This is a genomic window from Pseudomonas sp., assembly GCF_051660785.1.
GTDB lineage: Bacteria > Pseudomonadota > Gammaproteobacteria > Pseudomonadales > Pseudomonadaceae > Aquipseudomonas.
On sequence record NZ_JBOFQE010000046.1, the window covers coordinates 1 to 13,333 of the forward strand.

Genomic DNA, 13,333 nt, shown 5'->3' on the forward strand with positions numbered 1-13,333 from the left:
TGGCGATGGCGTTCTCACAGCCAACACATGTGTTGAATGTATCGCCGCCATCGCCAGCAAGCCGGCTCCTACAGTAACGCGGTGTTTTTGAGAGCGGTGTCAGCGTTTGGGGAGTTGGATGACGACTTTCAGGCCGCCCCACTCGCTCTCCTCCAATCTCATCACCCCACCCCACGTGTCGACGATGTCGCGCACAATCCCCAGCCCCAACCCGTGCCCATCCGTCTGCTCGTCCAGCCGTGTTCCCCGGTTCAGCACCTGATCGCGCTGCGCCTCGGGAATCCCCGGCCCGTCATCTTCCACGCTTAGCTCAAACCGTTCAGCCGTCTCGTCCACGCTCAAACGAACTTCGGCATCCGCCCATTTGCAGGCGTTGTCCAGCAGATTGCCCAGCAATTCGAGCAAGTCCTCGCGATCCCACGGCAGCTGCAAACCGGTGGGTGCGCGATAGCTCAGGTCCAGGTGTTCGCCGTGAATCATGTTCAACGTCGCCAACAACCCCGGCAATTCAGCATCGCAATCAAACAATGCCCCCGGCAGCGCATCGCCGGACAAGCGGGCACGGTTGAGTTCGCGATTGAGTCGCTGCTGCACCTGTTCCAGTTGCGCCTTGAGGAGCTTGCGCAGCTCGGGATGAGCGTCGAGCTTCTCGCTTGAAGCCACACTCAACAACACCGCCAACGGCGTTTTCAGCGCATGCCCAAGATTGCCCAAGGCGTTGCGCGATCGTTTTAGGCTGTCTTCGGTGTGAGCGAGCAAATGGTTGATCTGCGCCACCAGCGGCTCCAGCTCCACCGGCACCTGATCATCGAGTTGCGAGCGCTGTCCCTGCTGCAGCTGGGCGATCTGTTCACGGGCCTTTTCCAGTGGACGCAACGCGCGGCGCACGGTGATGCGTTGCAGCAGCAGAATCAGCAGCAGCCCCGCCAGCCCGAGACCCAGACCGATTTGTTGCATGCGCCGGAAGCTTTCGCGCACCGGTGTGTAGTCCTGCGCCACGCTGATCGAGATTGACTGCCCGAGCCGCCGATAATCCGAACGCAGCACCAGCAATTGCTGGCCTTCCGGACCGAGTTGCAGGTTGCTGTGGAGGCCGGGATGGTCGAGAGGCGGCAGTTCCTGATCCCACAACGAGCGGGAACGCCAATGCTTGTCGGCAAAATCGATACGGAAGTAATGCCCGGAAAACGGCCGTTGATAGGCCGGCGACAGATGCCGCTCATCCAGTTGCAGCCCCTGCGGCCCGCGCACCAGTGCCACCAGCAGGTTTTCGCTGTCATTGCGCAAACCGTCTTCGAGGTAGCGCTGCAACCCCATTTCGAACAACCACAGGCTGGTTTGCGCCAGCACCAGGCCGACGACCACCATTACGCTGATCAGCCCCAGACTCAAGCGGCGCTGAATCGACCTCACCGGGCTTGCCCGCCGAACAGGTAACCCTGACCGCGACGGGTTTCGATCACGCTGCGCCCAAGCTTGCGCCGCAGATGGTTGACGTGAACTTCGAGTACATTGGAATCGCGCTCGGTTTCCCCGTCGTAGAGGTGTTCGGCGAGGTGGCTTTTGGAAAGGATCTGCTCGGGGTGCAGCATGAAATAGCGCAGCAGGCGAAACTCGGCAGCGGTCAACTGGATGTCGGCGCCGTCACGCGTCACACACTGACGACCTTCATCCAGGTGCAGTCCGGCAGCCTTGAGCGTCGGCTGGTTGGCCTGGCCGTGGGAACGACGCAACAACGCCTGAACCCGCAGGTGCAACTCTTCTGGGTGGAACGGTTTGGTCAGGTAATCGTCGGCACCGGCCTTGAGGCCCTCGATGCGCTCGGCCCAGGAACCGCGCGCGGTGAGGATCAGCACCGGTGTCGCCAATCCACCGGCCCGCCATTGCGCCAGCACCTCGAGCCCCGACAGACCCGGCAGGCCGAGGTCGAGGATGATCAGGTCATACGGCTCGCTGCTGCCCTGATATACCGCGTCACGGCCATCGGCCAGCCAGTCAACGGCGTAACCCTGGCGGTTGAGGCCGGCCATCAATTCATCGGCCAGGGGTACGTGGTCTTCCACCAGCAGCAATCGCATCGATCAATCTTCCTTGTCTTTCAGTAACTGGCCAGTGGCGGCGTCGAGGTCCAGTTCACGGACCACACCTTCGGTGGTCAGCAACTCGACTTCATAAATGTAGACGTCGTGTTTCTCTTCAAGCTCGGCTTCCAGCAGTTTGGACCCGGGATACAGGTCCAACGCCTGCTGCAGGAGCTGCTCCAGCGGCAGGATCACGCCTTGCTGGCGCAAACGCAGGGCTTCATCCTGGTCCAGGTCGCGGGCCATGACGACCGAGCAGAACGCCAGCAGCAGCAGCAGCGTCATGCGTGAAAACGAAAACACCTTCATTACGTATCCTGATGATCCTTGAGAACCTGGCCGCTGACCGCGTCTAATTCCAGATCCCACTCGATGCCTTGTGGGTCGCGCAGCTCAACCTGGTAGATGTACTTGCCGTACTCCTCTTCCAGCTCGGTTCCAGTGATATCGGAACCGGGATGTTTGGCCACAGCGGTGGCGTTGAGCTTCTCGAAAGACACAATGGTACCAGCGTCGCGCAGCCGCAGGGCTTCATCGGGGCCCAGGTCACGGGCGTGGGCGAGGCTGGCGGTCATGGCGATGATGGATGCGGTGAACAGGGCAGTCAGGGTTTTCATGGGGGTGTCTCCGTATTTTTATGTGTTGCGTACGGGGGGCACCTTAGCGGGCTGAACTTAACTGAAACTGAATTGCCATCATCAGGAGTGGCACCTCGACATCAAAGACCTGCACAAAACCTGTAGGACTGAGCTTTTGTGGCGAGGGGATTTATCCCCGTTGGGTCGCGCAGCGGCCCCAAAATCGCGAGGACTGCTGCGCAGTCCAACGGGGATAAATCCCCTCGCCACAGGTCACTCCTACAGTGGATTTTTTGCGTTGCCTGACCTGTTTATAATCCCCCGCTTGCCAGACATCGAGACCGGTATGACCGCCATCCACATCAAGTTTCCTTCCCTGACCCTCAAGGCCGGCCCGCGTGCCTTGGCGCGCATCCGTGAGCACGGTTTGAGCGCCGCCGATGTCGGCACGCTGCCGGGCGCCGCCGGTGGGCCGAAAGCCTTGGGGATTCAAGGTCTGGACTTGGCGCTGTTCGGCGAATGGCTGCCGGCCGCGCCTCGCGAGCGCGCGCTGATCGGCGCCTCGGTGGGTTCCTGGCGCTTTGCCAGCGCCTGCCTGCCGGATGCCGCCGAAGGCATCCGGCGCCTCGGTCACCTCTACACCGAGCAGAACTTCGCCAAGGGCGTGACCATGGCGCAGATCAGCCAGAGCTCCCGGCGCATGCTCGATGAACTGCTCGACGGCCGCGATGCTTCGATTCTGGACAACGCCCATTACCGCCTCAACATCATGGTGGTCAAAAGCCACGGCCTGCTCGCGGACGATCACCGAGGACGCCTCGGGCTGGGCCTGTCGTCGGTGATCGCCGACAACCTGCGCGGCCGGGCGCGACTGTCGCGGCACTTCGAACGGCTGATCATCCACGACCCGCGCCTGGCGCCGCCGGTCCATGCACTCAACGATTTCCCATCGCGCTTTGTCACGCTGAATGCCGGCAACCTGCGTCAGGCCCTGCTGGCCTCGGGCTCGATCCCGATGGTGATGGAAGGCGTGCGGGATCTGCCGGGGGCCGGCGTGGGAACCTTTCGCGACGGCGGTCTGCTCGACTATCACCTCGACCTGCCCTACAGCGGCAACGACATTGTGCTGTATCCGCACTTCACCGACCGGGTGATTCCCGGCTGGTTCGACAAAACCCTGCCGTGGCGCCGCGCCTGCCCTGAACGGTTGCAGGATGTGCTGCTGCTGGCGCCGTCGAAGGATTATCTGGCGCGCCTGCCTTACGGCAAGCTGCCGGACCGCAACGACTTCAAACGCTTCATGGGCGATGCCCCGAGCCGGCAGAAATACTGGCGTGCGACGATGGACGAAAGCCGTCGCCTGGGTGACGAGTTCCTCGAACTGGCTGCCAATGGTCGCTTGGGCGAGCGCCTGTTGACCCTTTAGTCAGTGTTTTGCCCGGCGCTCTGGTAAACTCGCCGCCTGCCCACATCGCCGCGGCGATCGCCACCTGACAGAGCTGAAAATCACTGTGGAAATCTTCAAAGAGTTTACGTTCGAATCCGCCCACCGCCTGCCTCACGTCCCGGAAGGCCACAAGTGCGGCCGCCTGCACGGTCACTCATTCAAAGTGGCGATTCACTTGAGCGGTGACCTCGATCCGCACACCGGCTGGATCCGCGACTTCTCGGAAATCAAGGCGATCTTCAAGCCGCTCTACGAGCGTCTGGACCACAACTACCTGAACGACATCCCCGGCCTGGAAAACCCGACCAGCGAAGTGCTGGCCAAGTTCATCTGGAAGGAATTGAAGCCGCTGCTGCCCGAACTCAGCGCAATCCGTATCCACGAGACGTGCACCAGCGGTTGCATCTATCACGGCGAGTAAGCCCATCTAAAGAACCCCATGAATCTCTGTAGGAGCGAGCCTTTGTGGCGAGGGGATTTATCCCCGTTGGGTCGCGAAGCGGCCCCAAAAATGGGACTGCTGCGCAGTCCAACGGGGATAAATCCCCTCGCCACAAAGCCTGTTCCCACAGTTGAATTGCGGAATGCGTTTCGTCAGTGATACAAAAAACAGCCTTCATTGGCTGTTTTTTTATGCCTATGCTTTTTGGCTCGAACACGCCAAAAGGACATCCGCATGAGGACTGACTGGCCGCTGGCTCAGACCTATCGCTTCAACGGGCACTCCGTTCGCTACGCCATGCGCGGCGACGGACCGCCGCTGGTGTTTGTACACGGCACACCCTTTTCGTCTTACGTGTGGCACCGCATCGCCCCGCACTTCATCACCACGCACCGGGTGTATTACTTCGACCTGCTGGGCTATGGGCAATCCGAAAAAATCGCCGGCGACGTATCGCTGGGTGTGCAAAACGACCTGCTGGCGAACTTGCTCGAGCACTGGGGCCTTGAACGGCCGGACGTAGTGGCTCACGACTTCGGCGGTGCCACCTCCCTGCGCACGCACCTGCTTAACGGCAAGGATTACCGCAGCCTGACCCTGATCGATCCGGTGGCGCTAACGCCTTGGGGTTCGCCGTTCGTCCAGCATGTGCGTCAACATGAAGCGGCGTTCAGCGGCCTGCCCGATTACATTCAGCGAGCGATCGTGCCGGCCTATATTCGCGGGGCGATCAAGCGCGACATCCCCGATGAAGAACTCGACCCGTATGTGCAACCGTGGCTGGGCGATCCCGGCCAGGCGGCGTTCTATCGGCAGATTGCGCAGATGGACGAGCGCTATACCCGTGAGGCCGAAGGGTTGTACCCGACGGTGCGTTGCCCGGTGCAGATTCTGTGGGGCGAGGATGATCAGTGGATTCCCATCGAGCGTGGGCGAGCGCTGCATCAAATGATTGCCGGGTCGCAGTTTCACCCGGTCCCCAATGCCGGGCATCTGGTTCAGGAAGATGCGCCTGAAGCCATCGTCGCGGCGTTGCTACGGTTCTTGCCGTTAATCCAATCCCCCTGAAGAAACCCAATCCCCTGTGGGAGCGACCTGTGGCGAGGGGATTTATCCCCGTTGGGTCGCGCAGCGGCCCCAAAATCGCGAGGACTGCTGCGCAGTTCAACGGGGCGGTGCGACGTCTCGCTAAATCCCCTCGCCACAGGTCGCTCCCACATGGGTTTCGTATTCCTTCAAGTGCACCGCTTTTGTGCCCTCCCCCGCGTCAATCCCGCCGGCTCGGCTATACATAACTAAGCCATCCCCGCTTGGCACGACCACTGCAACCCTTCCCGCGTCCCCCATTCAGCAAGGAACGCCACATGACGCAAAAAGATCCGGGCAACGATTACCCCCTCAGCGAAGTGCCGATGCATGCGCGCAAGGGCCTCGCCTCCACCGCCATGGTCCTGTTGGGTTTTACCTTCTTCACCGCCACCATGTTCGCCGGTGGCAAGCTCGGCGTGGCGTTCAGTTTTGGCGAGATGATGGCGGTGATCATCGTCGGCAATCTGCTCCTGGGTATCTACGCCGCAAGCCTGGGTTACATCGCCTTCAAAAGCGGCCTGAATTCGGTGCTGATGGGGCGCTTCTGCTTCGGTGAAGTGGGCAGCAAGCTCAGCGACCTGATCCTCGGTTTCACCCAGATCGGCTGGTACGCCTGGGGCACAGCCACGGCCGCCGTGGTGCTGGGCAAGTATTTCGAACTGAGCGAAGGCACCGTTCTGGGCCTGATGGTGCTGTTTGGCCTGGTGTTTTGTGCCACCGCGTATGTCGGTTATCGCGGACTGGAAATCCTCTCGTACATCGCGGTGCCGGCCATGATGTTGCTGCTGATGCTGTCAATGTGGGTCGCCACGGTGAAAGTCGGTGGAATCGACGGGCTGCTCGCGGTGGTCCCGACAGGCACGCTGGATTGGTCGACCGCGATTACGCTGGTGTTCGGCACCTTCGTCAGCGGTGCCACCCAGGCGACCAACTGGACGCGCTTCTCCCGTTCCGCCCGGGTCGCAGTGCTGGCGAGCCTGATCGGCTTTTTCATCGGCAACGGCCTGATGGTGTTGATCGGTGCCTACGGGGCTATCGTCTACCAGCAACCGGACGTGGTCGAAGTACTGCTGTTGCAAGGTTTCGCCATGGCCGCGATGGCCATGTTGCTGCTCAATATCTGGAGCACCCAGGACAACACCATTTACAACTTCGCCGTCGCCGGCTGCAACCTGTTGCGCACCGGTCGTCGCAAAACCGTGACCCTGGCCGGCGCGGTCATCGGCACATTGCTCGCGTTGCTGGGCATGTACGACCTGCTGGTGCCGTATCTGATTTTGCTCGGCACGGTGATTCCGCCGATAGGCGGCGTGATCATGGCGGATTTCTTCTTCCGCTATCGTGGTCAATATCCTCGTCTGGCCGATGCTCGATTGCCGGCGTTCAACTGGCCCGGTTTGACTGCCTATGCCGTCGGAACCGTCGCCGCGTTCAGTTCGCCGTGGGTCGCGCCACTGGTAGGGATTGCCGCTGCCGCGCTAACGTATGTGTTACTGACCAGCGTACTGGGTGCCCGTGCTGCTGAAGCTCCATTACAAGATCTATAAAAGGATTCGCCTGATGCACATCATCAACGCCCGCCTGCGCAACCAAGAAGGCCTGCATGAATTGCACCTGGAAAACGGCCTGATCCGCACCATCGCCCGTCAGACCGAAGCCCCGACCCTGGGCCCCGACGACCTCGACGCCGGCGGCAATCTGGTGGTGCCGCCCTTCGTCGAACCGCACATTCACCTCGACGCCACCCTCACCGCCGGCGAACCGCGCTGGAACATGAGCGGCACGTTGTTCGAAGGCATCGAGTGCTGGGGTGAACGCAAGGTGACCATCACCGAAGAAGACACCAAGACCCGCGCCAAGAAAACCATCCAGACCCTCGCCGCCCACGGCATCCAGCACGTGCGCACTCACGTCGACGTCACCGACCCGCAACTGACCGCGCTCAAGGCGATGCTCGAAGTGCGCGAGGAAAGCCGTCACCTGATCGACATGCAAATCGTCGCGTTCCCCCAGGAAGGCATCGAGTCCTACCGCAACGGACGCGAGTTGATGGAAGAAGCGATCAGCATGGGCGCCGATGTGGTCGGCGGTATTCCGCACTTCGAATACACCCGCGATCAGGGCGTCAGTTCGGTGAAGTTTCTGATGGACCTGGCCGAACGTACCGGTTGCCTGGTGGACGTGCATTGCGACGAAACCGACGACCCGCACTCGCGCTTCCTGGAAGTGCTGGCCGAAGAAGCCCGCAGCCGTGACATGGGTTCGCGGGTCACCGCCAGCCACACCACCGCCATGGGTTCTTATGACAACGCCTACTGCGCCAAACTCTTCCGCCTGCTCGGGCATTCAGGGATCAGTTTTGTCTCCTGCCCCACCGAAAGCATTCACCTGCAAGGCCGCTTCGACAATTTCCCCAAACGCCGCGGCGTGACCCGGGTGAATGAGTTGCTGGAAGCGGGGATGAACGTGTGTTTCGGCCAGGACTCGATCGTTGACCCGTGGTATCCGCTGGGCAACGGCAACATTCTGCGGGTGCTGGAAGCCGGCCTGCATATCTGCCACATGCTCGGGTATCGCAACCTGCAAAGTGCGCTGGACCTGGTCACCGATAACAGCGCCAAGGCCATGAACCTGGGTGATCGGTATGGGCTGGAACAGGGTCGGCCGGCAAATCTGTTGATCCTGTCGGCGGACAGCGATTATGAGGTGATTCGCAGTCAGGGCTTGCCGTTGTATTCGGTGCGCGATGGCAAGGTGTTGATGAAGCGGACGATGCCGGTGGTGGAATGGGCGGATCAGCTCTGAATTTTCACTGACTGGGCGGGCCTCATCGCGAGCAGGCTCGCTCCCACAGGGGAATGCATTTCAAATGTGGGAGCGAGCCTGCTCGCGATAGCTATCTAATAATCAACCCATCAACCGAGCCGTGCCAAATAGCCTGACCCGACTCAATTCGCCCCCCGACTCCTCCAGCAAAATCGGCGCCGTGCCGCCCGGCATCACCACTTTCACCTCACCCGCCGACACCCAACCCACCCGCCAGGCCGCACACGCCACCGCACTGGCGCTGGTGCCCGACGACGCCGTCGGCCCTTCCCCACGCTCAAACACCCGCGCCACCACTCGCCCCTCGGATTCAAGCATTGCCCATTGCAGATTCACCCCCGCCGCACACGGCTGCCCTGCCCCGGCCGGCGCAGCGTAGGCAATGCGCATCAAGCCTTGGGCCAAGGGTGGTTCACGCATCTGCTCATTACTCGGCAACGCCTCGGCATTCGCCAATAACGTCACGCAATGCGGATTGCCGATGCGCACAAACTGGCTGCGGTTCCAGGCCGGATCAAGCGCCGACAACGGTCGCGCATGACTGACTTCGCGATCATTCAACGTCACGCGTTCTACCCCGTGCGCGTCCACCGCTTCCGGTCCGAATGATGGTTTTCCCAAATCCAGCCAGAACCCTTGCACGGTGTCGACCTCAGCGGGTTTCACCGAGGTGTCCACCGGTGAAACCGCATCGCGTTTGTCGTGATGAACCCGCAGCAGGCATGCCCCCTCCTTCGGCATTAATCCTTGCTCGCTGAGCGACTGCGAGAAAATCGTCAGCCCATTGCCACTGCGCTCGGCGAGGGTGCAGTCGGTATTGACGATCAACAGATCAAAGGGTGGCGACGATTGAAACGGCCCCACCAACAACCCGTCGCAGCGATGGTCTTTGCTGCCCGCCGGCTGGGTACCGGGCGCCCAACTGCAGAACGCCTCGATGGCCGCCAATGCCCAGCGCTCGCGGATTTGCGCAGCGTGGCTGGCCTCGTCCGACAATTCGATACCGCTACCGCGCACCTCATCGGGCGCCACAACCGCGTAGATATTGCCTCGAGCATCGTAGAACGCCGTCATGAATCGGTCCCGAAGTCAGCTTGGAAAGAGCCTGTACTTTAGGCGTCAATGTCCTGCGATGAAATACCGTCCCGGCGTCACGCCAAACGCACGCCGGAACATGGCAATGAACGCGCTGACATTGTCATAGCCCAGCTCCAGCGCAATAGTTGTCACCGGTATATCTGCGGCGAGCAGTTCCAGCGCCCGCAACAAGCGTGCGCGCTGGCGCCATTGGCTGAAACTGAAGCCGGTTTCACTGACAAAGCGTCGTGCCAGGGTCCGGGCTGACAAGCCAGCCCATTGCGCCCACGCCGCAAGCGAGCGATTGTCGGCGAGGTCGTCGGCCAGCGCCTGACTGATCCGCCGCAGACGCGGATCGAGCGGCAGCGGCAGACCGAAAGGTTCGATGGGCAGCGCGGCGATTTCATCAAGCATCAATTGAGCGATCCGCTCCTGCCGCAGATCCAGCGGCCCTTCGCCCCAGGTTGCCGCCCGGTCGACGGCCTCACGCAGCAACCCCGAGGTCGCGATGATGCAGGGCTGCCCAGGCAAGTCTGCACAGGCCGGCGCAGTCACGTAGACACTCCAGCCGTGGAACGGGCCATGGGAGCGCAAGCCATGCACACAGTCAGGCGGTATCCACACCGCATGGGTCGCCGGCACCACCCAGTGGTGGTCAGCCGCCTCCACCGTCAACAGCCCGCGCCGTGCCCCCAGCATTTGCCCGCGTGCATGGCGGTGAGGAGCGCTGGTTCGCTCGATCGGGCTGTTCAGGACCGAGGCAAGCACTATCGGCCCCGTGGAGGATTGCGCCTGTTCAATAGATATCAGCGGTTTAACCATTGGCAGTTTCACGTTATCAAATGACCCGGATAGCGCAGTTTAGCCATGAACAACGGTTCAGTCTGAGCGCTCACTCACTGGAGCCTCAACCATGCGCGCCGAAGACCTGCTTCCCGATGATCTGAACCAAGGCCTGTTCAATGGAATTACCGTTCGCAAAGGCACCGTCGGGGCCTTTCTGATCAATGCCCGACTGCTGATCAATCCCCAGACACCCGACGATCAACGCACTGCCGCGACGAAAGATATTCTCCAGGCGTTGCCGGCGCTACGAGCACTGGGGCTGTTCGAACTGATGGAGGTGCGAGACCAGGTACTTAGGGAATTGTGCGAGCACGAGCAGGGCGTCCCCTCAGCCACTCAGTTATAAATCCATCGCCGCTTATTTCGAACAAGTCTGCCAGACCTGTCAGTTATGACAGCAGACAAGCCTTCGCCGGCGGGTCAGAGTGAAGCTCATGATTCACGATCGGAAGAAGGTCATGAAACGGATTTACCTGCTGGCCCTGCTGGTTACTCTGGTAGTGGGCGCAGTGGTCATCGACGATCCAAGGGTGGCCGTTCGCAATGGCTCAGGAGAAGACATCCTGCTGCAAGGCTTTTACTGGAACTCCAGTCGCAACGCCGAACCGCTGTTTCTCAGAGGCCGAAACGAATGGCGTCACGATTGCCGAACCTGCGAAAAAGGCGACGCCTTCCTTGATGGCAAAGTCGATCTTAATACCGACAATCCGCGTGTGTTCGAAACCTTCAACGCCGAGTTCATCACGCTGCGCGACGATTACGGCGCCCAAGGCTTGCGCTTCGACTTCGTCAGGGGTTATGCGCCGGAGTACGTTGATCGCTGGATGCGCACCTTCGGTGATCAGCAATTCTGTGTCGGTGAACGGTGGAAAGGCCCCAGTGGATACCCGGGTGGGCTCGTCGCTGGAACTGGGGGCGCGGGATCCTCGGCATGCCGTGGCATTGACCCATAAGCCCCCCCGCAGTGGAAATGCATCGAGCGCAACAACGATTCGTCGGGTGGCGTGCGTTGGCAGCCGGGCCCCAACGTCAGCTTTGCCAGCGATACCGATGTCGTGACGCGGGGCACGTTCTGAATAGGTCATGAACAACCAGGGAATTTCAGGCATGAAAGGAGGACACGACATGCACACCAAGCCCCCGACATCGCCCATGTCCACGCTGTACCGTGAAGGCCGTAAAACCTTTATCGACCTGGTGCCAGATGGAGGCGCCCGTCTGGATGCACTCTTCCGAACGGTTCCGGCCCTGGGTGAGCTGGCGGTCGGTGTGGTTTACGGTCATTTGCATGATCGCACTGACCTGGACCCTCGCCTGCGTGAAGCGGTGTCGTTTGCCGCAATTGTCGCGGCAGGCATGGTAGGGCCTCCCTTGAGTGTGCATTTCAAGACGGGGCTGGCCTCGGGGCTCGCACCGGCAGAGCTGACGGGAATACTACTGCAAGCTTCAGCCTTCGCCGGGTTCCCGAGGGCCGTGGCCACAGCCGACCAGCTCAACCGACTGTTTGACGAAGCCGCAATGGTTTCGCCGCCCCCACCCGCACCGCGCGAGGTGGCACTGGCGTTTTGCGAGCAAGTGCGCATGGGAAAATCGCCCATTCCCCTGAGTGCCGCCATCAGACGCCTGTTGCGTCGCTCACTGCGCCTTTCGGTTCAGGCGACAACGGCCAACACGGTCATTGTCGAATGTTTCGACGATGAGCAATCTCTTCCTGCGGCACTTCTGCACATTCAGGTGGAAGGGACGCAGGTCGTCTCGGTGACACGTTTTATTGCTCATTGATCGAAGTCTGGATCGCACGATGAAAATGGTGCAGTGCCGGCTCATTTTTTCCGAATGTCAGGTGGCGTTGCGCGCTGGAGGCATAACCTTTCTGCAACTGTCTGGCCAATCGAAAATCTTCGCCATCGACGGTCTCCATGAGCAGCGTCATGTTTTTGTCCCAATAGGCTTTCTCTTTTGCCGACGCGGGTGCTGCAGGCACATGCAGCGACACGTCGATCAGGCATTGATCGACGCGACCCGGGCCCGCGGGAAACACCCGCCACACTTCCAGATGATCGCCCTGCCAGACCAGCAGCGTATTAGGAAACAGCACGTAGATAATGGCTGAATGCCGCAGCAGGTCCCAGTGTTCTTCCGGCTGATCGAACAGTTCGACAATGGAGCGACGCGGCATGATCAGCCGCAAGTGCGTTCCGCAACCTTCGAAATGACTGATGCCCGGTATAAAGATCGGGAGCACCGTTTGCCGATGCAGGGTGGAAAAGTGCCAGTTCTCCAGAAACGTATCAATCACGACTTTCCAGTTGAAGCGCCTTCGTAATCGTCGCGTTTCGTAGTGTGAGTAATGCTCAAAGCCGAAATCCCCGATCTCGCTGGCCAACGGGCCGAGTAATTCAGCTGCATTGATCTGCCCGCCCGGGGTCGGGTGCACCCAGATCAGACCCTGCTGTTCCACGACACTCAGGCGAGTCAGGTTGCGCTCGGTGCAACTCAAACCTTCAAAACTGCCGGGCGGGTTCAGCCGTTGCAACCGCCCGTCCAGGCCATAAGCCCAGCCGTGATACGGGCAGATCATCGCACCCGCGATGTTGCCAGCCCCGTCCAGCAGCCGCGCGCCGCGATGCCGGCAAACATTGATAAACGCGTTCAACGAACCCCCGTCGTCGCGCACGACCAGCACCGGCACACCGCTTGAATCGTCGGTCAGGTAGTCACCCGGGCAAGGCAATTGCGAGCCGAGCCCCATCATCAACGGTAGCGAGTCAAACAGGTGCCGTTGTTCCCGTTGCAGTTGATCGTGACTGGTGTACGACTCGACAGGGTTCAAGTAAATGGCCTCAGCCATGCTGGTCTGACGCTGCTCAATCATTGTCAGCAGCGACTTCAAGAGTAAAACCTGAGTGGGATGGTCCATATCGCCTCCAATCTGCCCTGATTGCAA

Annotated in this window: 15 protein-coding genes; 8 read left to right on the plus strand and 7 right to left on the minus strand. The window is 60.7% G+C overall.

Features of this window, described 5'->3' with window-relative positions:
* Nucleotides 1-99: 99 nt before the first annotated feature.
* Genes ACRC4F_RS11180 through ACRC4F_RS11195 form a run of 4 tightly spaced genes read right to left on the minus strand, consistent with a single transcriptional unit; the run spans nt 100 to nt 2,698 of the window.
* Nucleotides 100-1,413 carry a sensor histidine kinase gene (locus ACRC4F_RS11180; RefSeq protein WP_438659373.1) on the minus strand — a complete coding sequence of 438 codons (1,314 nt, stop codon included), beginning with the start codon at nt 1,411-1,413 and terminating at the stop codon, nt 100-102.
* Nucleotides 1,410-2,078, minus strand: coding sequence for a response regulator transcription factor (locus ACRC4F_RS11185; protein ID WP_438659374.1), 669 nt, complete (start codon nt 2,076-2,078; stop codon nt 1,410-1,412). Before ACRC4F_RS11185 ends, ACRC4F_RS11180 begins: the two co-directional genes overlap by 4 nt.
* A 3-nt stretch (nt 2,079-2,081) precedes the next feature.
* On the minus strand, nt 2,082-2,390 hold the full coding sequence (locus ACRC4F_RS11190) for a PepSY domain-containing protein (protein WP_438659375.1): 309 nt from the start codon (nt 2,388-2,390) through the stop codon (nt 2,082-2,084).
* Nucleotides 2,390-2,698 (minus strand): PepSY domain-containing protein, encoded by a 309-nt coding sequence (locus ACRC4F_RS11195; RefSeq protein WP_438659376.1) that lies wholly within the window; start codon nt 2,696-2,698, stop codon nt 2,390-2,392. Before ACRC4F_RS11195 ends, ACRC4F_RS11190 begins: the two co-directional genes overlap by 1 nt.
* A gap of 307 nt (nt 2,699-3,005) precedes the next feature.
* Here ACRC4F_RS11195 and ACRC4F_RS11200 point away from each other — a divergent pair, with 307 nt between their 5' ends.
* The 5 genes from ACRC4F_RS11200 to codA all read left to right on the plus strand — a co-directional run bounded on the left by ACRC4F_RS11200 (nt 3,006) and on the right by codA (nt 8,442).
* Complete coding sequence (locus ACRC4F_RS11200; protein WP_438659377.1) at nt 3,006-4,085, plus strand: patatin-like phospholipase family protein; 1,080 nt, start codon at nt 3,006-3,008, stop codon at nt 4,083-4,085.
* A gap of 85 nt (nt 4,086-4,170) precedes the next feature.
* The gene (gene queD / locus ACRC4F_RS11205) at nt 4,171-4,527 is read left to right on the plus strand and encodes a 6-carboxytetrahydropterin synthase QueD (protein WP_008152165.1); all 357 of its coding nucleotides are present in this window, start codon (nt 4,171-4,173) and stop codon (nt 4,525-4,527) included.
* A gap of 255 nt (nt 4,528-4,782) precedes the next feature.
* Nucleotides 4,783-5,616 (plus strand): alpha/beta fold hydrolase, encoded by an 834-nt coding sequence (locus tag ACRC4F_RS11210; protein WP_438659378.1) that lies wholly within the window; start codon nt 4,783-4,785, stop codon nt 5,614-5,616.
* A 296-nt stretch (nt 5,617-5,912) separates the two neighbouring features.
* Complete coding sequence (codB, locus tag ACRC4F_RS11215; RefSeq protein WP_438659379.1) at nt 5,913-7,184, plus strand: cytosine permease; 1,272 nt, start codon at nt 5,913-5,915, stop codon at nt 7,182-7,184.
* A 13-nt stretch (nt 7,185-7,197) separates the two neighbouring features.
* Complete coding sequence (gene codA / locus ACRC4F_RS11220) at nt 7,198-8,442, plus strand: cytosine deaminase (RefSeq protein ID WP_438659380.1); 1,245 nt, start codon at nt 7,198-7,200, stop codon at nt 8,440-8,442.
* 102 nt (nt 8,443-8,544) lie between these two features.
* Here the strand turns inward: codA and ACRC4F_RS11225 are convergent, their stop codons facing one another.
* Nucleotides 8,545-9,537 carry a diaminopimelate epimerase gene (locus tag ACRC4F_RS11225; protein WP_438659381.1) on the minus strand — a complete coding sequence of 331 codons (993 nt, stop codon included), beginning with the start codon at nt 9,535-9,537 and terminating at the stop codon, nt 8,545-8,547.
* A 45-nt stretch (nt 9,538-9,582) separates the two neighbouring features.
* Nucleotides 9,583-10,362, minus strand: coding sequence for an AraC family transcriptional regulator (locus ACRC4F_RS11230; protein WP_438659439.1), 780 nt, complete (start codon nt 10,360-10,362; stop codon nt 9,583-9,585).
* A gap of 91 nt (nt 10,363-10,453) precedes the next feature.
* Here ACRC4F_RS11230 and ACRC4F_RS11235 point away from each other — a divergent pair, with 91 nt between their 5' ends.
* From ACRC4F_RS11235 to ACRC4F_RS11245, 3 genes are all read left to right on the plus strand, one after another.
* Entirely contained in the window at nt 10,454-10,732 is a 279-nt protein-coding gene (locus tag ACRC4F_RS11235) for a hypothetical protein (RefSeq protein ID WP_438659382.1), read from the plus strand.
* A gap of 112 nt (nt 10,733-10,844) precedes the next feature.
* Complete coding sequence (locus ACRC4F_RS11240; protein WP_438659383.1) at nt 10,845-11,339, plus strand: hypothetical protein; 495 nt, start codon at nt 10,845-10,847, stop codon at nt 11,337-11,339.
* Between the two features lie 172 nt (nt 11,340-11,511).
* Nucleotides 11,512-12,168, plus strand: coding sequence for a carboxymuconolactone decarboxylase family protein (locus ACRC4F_RS11245; protein ID WP_438659384.1), 657 nt, complete (start codon nt 11,512-11,514; stop codon nt 12,166-12,168).
* On the opposite strand, the gene ACRC4F_RS11250 is transcribed toward ACRC4F_RS11245, so the two are convergent.
* On the minus strand, nt 12,155-13,306 hold the full coding sequence (locus tag ACRC4F_RS11250) for an aromatic ring-hydroxylating oxygenase subunit alpha (protein WP_438659385.1): 1,152 nt from the start codon (nt 13,304-13,306) through the stop codon (nt 12,155-12,157). The two genes, ACRC4F_RS11245 and ACRC4F_RS11250, sit on opposite strands and share 14 nt — an antisense overlap.
* Between the last annotated feature and the right edge of the window lie 27 nt (nt 13,307-13,333).

Bases quoted from the DNA above. Each gene is read 5' to 3' on its own strand.
- ACRC4F_RS11185 (WP_438659374.1), bottom strand. From the start codon at position 2,078: ATGCGATTGCTGCTGGTGGAAGACCACGTACCCCTGGCCGATGAATTG.
- ACRC4F_RS11190 (WP_438659375.1), bottom strand. From the start codon at position 2,390: ATGAAGGTGTTTTCGTTTTCACGCATGACGCTGCTGCTGCTGCTGGCG.
- ACRC4F_RS11195 (WP_438659376.1), bottom strand. From the start codon at position 2,698: ATGAAAACCCTGACTGCCCTGTTCACCGCATCCATCATCGCCATGACC.
- ACRC4F_RS11200 (WP_438659377.1), top strand. From the start codon at position 3,006: ATGACCGCCATCCACATCAAGTTTCCTTCCCTGACCCTCAAGGCCGGC.
- ACRC4F_RS11210 (WP_438659378.1), top strand. From the start codon at position 4,783: ATGAGGACTGACTGGCCGCTGGCTCAGACCTATCGCTTCAACGGGCAC.
- codB (WP_438659379.1), top strand. From the start codon at position 5,913: ATGACGCAAAAAGATCCGGGCAACGATTACCCCCTCAGCGAAGTGCCG.
- codA (WP_438659380.1), top strand. From the start codon at position 7,198: ATGCACATCATCAACGCCCGCCTGCGCAACCAAGAAGGCCTGCATGAA.
- ACRC4F_RS11225 (WP_438659381.1), bottom strand. From the start codon at position 9,537: ATGACGGCGTTCTACGATGCTCGAGGCAATATCTACGCGGTTGTGGCG.
- ACRC4F_RS11230 (WP_438659439.1), bottom strand. From the start codon at position 10,362: ATGGTTAAACCGCTGATATCTATTGAACAGGCGCAATCCTCCACGGGG.
- ACRC4F_RS11235 (WP_438659382.1), top strand. From the start codon at position 10,454: ATGCGCGCCGAAGACCTGCTTCCCGATGATCTGAACCAAGGCCTGTTC.
- ACRC4F_RS11240 (WP_438659383.1), top strand. From the start codon at position 10,845: ATGAAACGGATTTACCTGCTGGCCCTGCTGGTTACTCTGGTAGTGGGC.
- ACRC4F_RS11245 (WP_438659384.1), top strand. From the start codon at position 11,512: ATGCACACCAAGCCCCCGACATCGCCCATGTCCACGCTGTACCGTGAA.
- ACRC4F_RS11250 (WP_438659385.1), bottom strand. From the start codon at position 13,306: ATGGACCATCCCACTCAGGTTTTACTCTTGAAGTCGCTGCTGACAATG.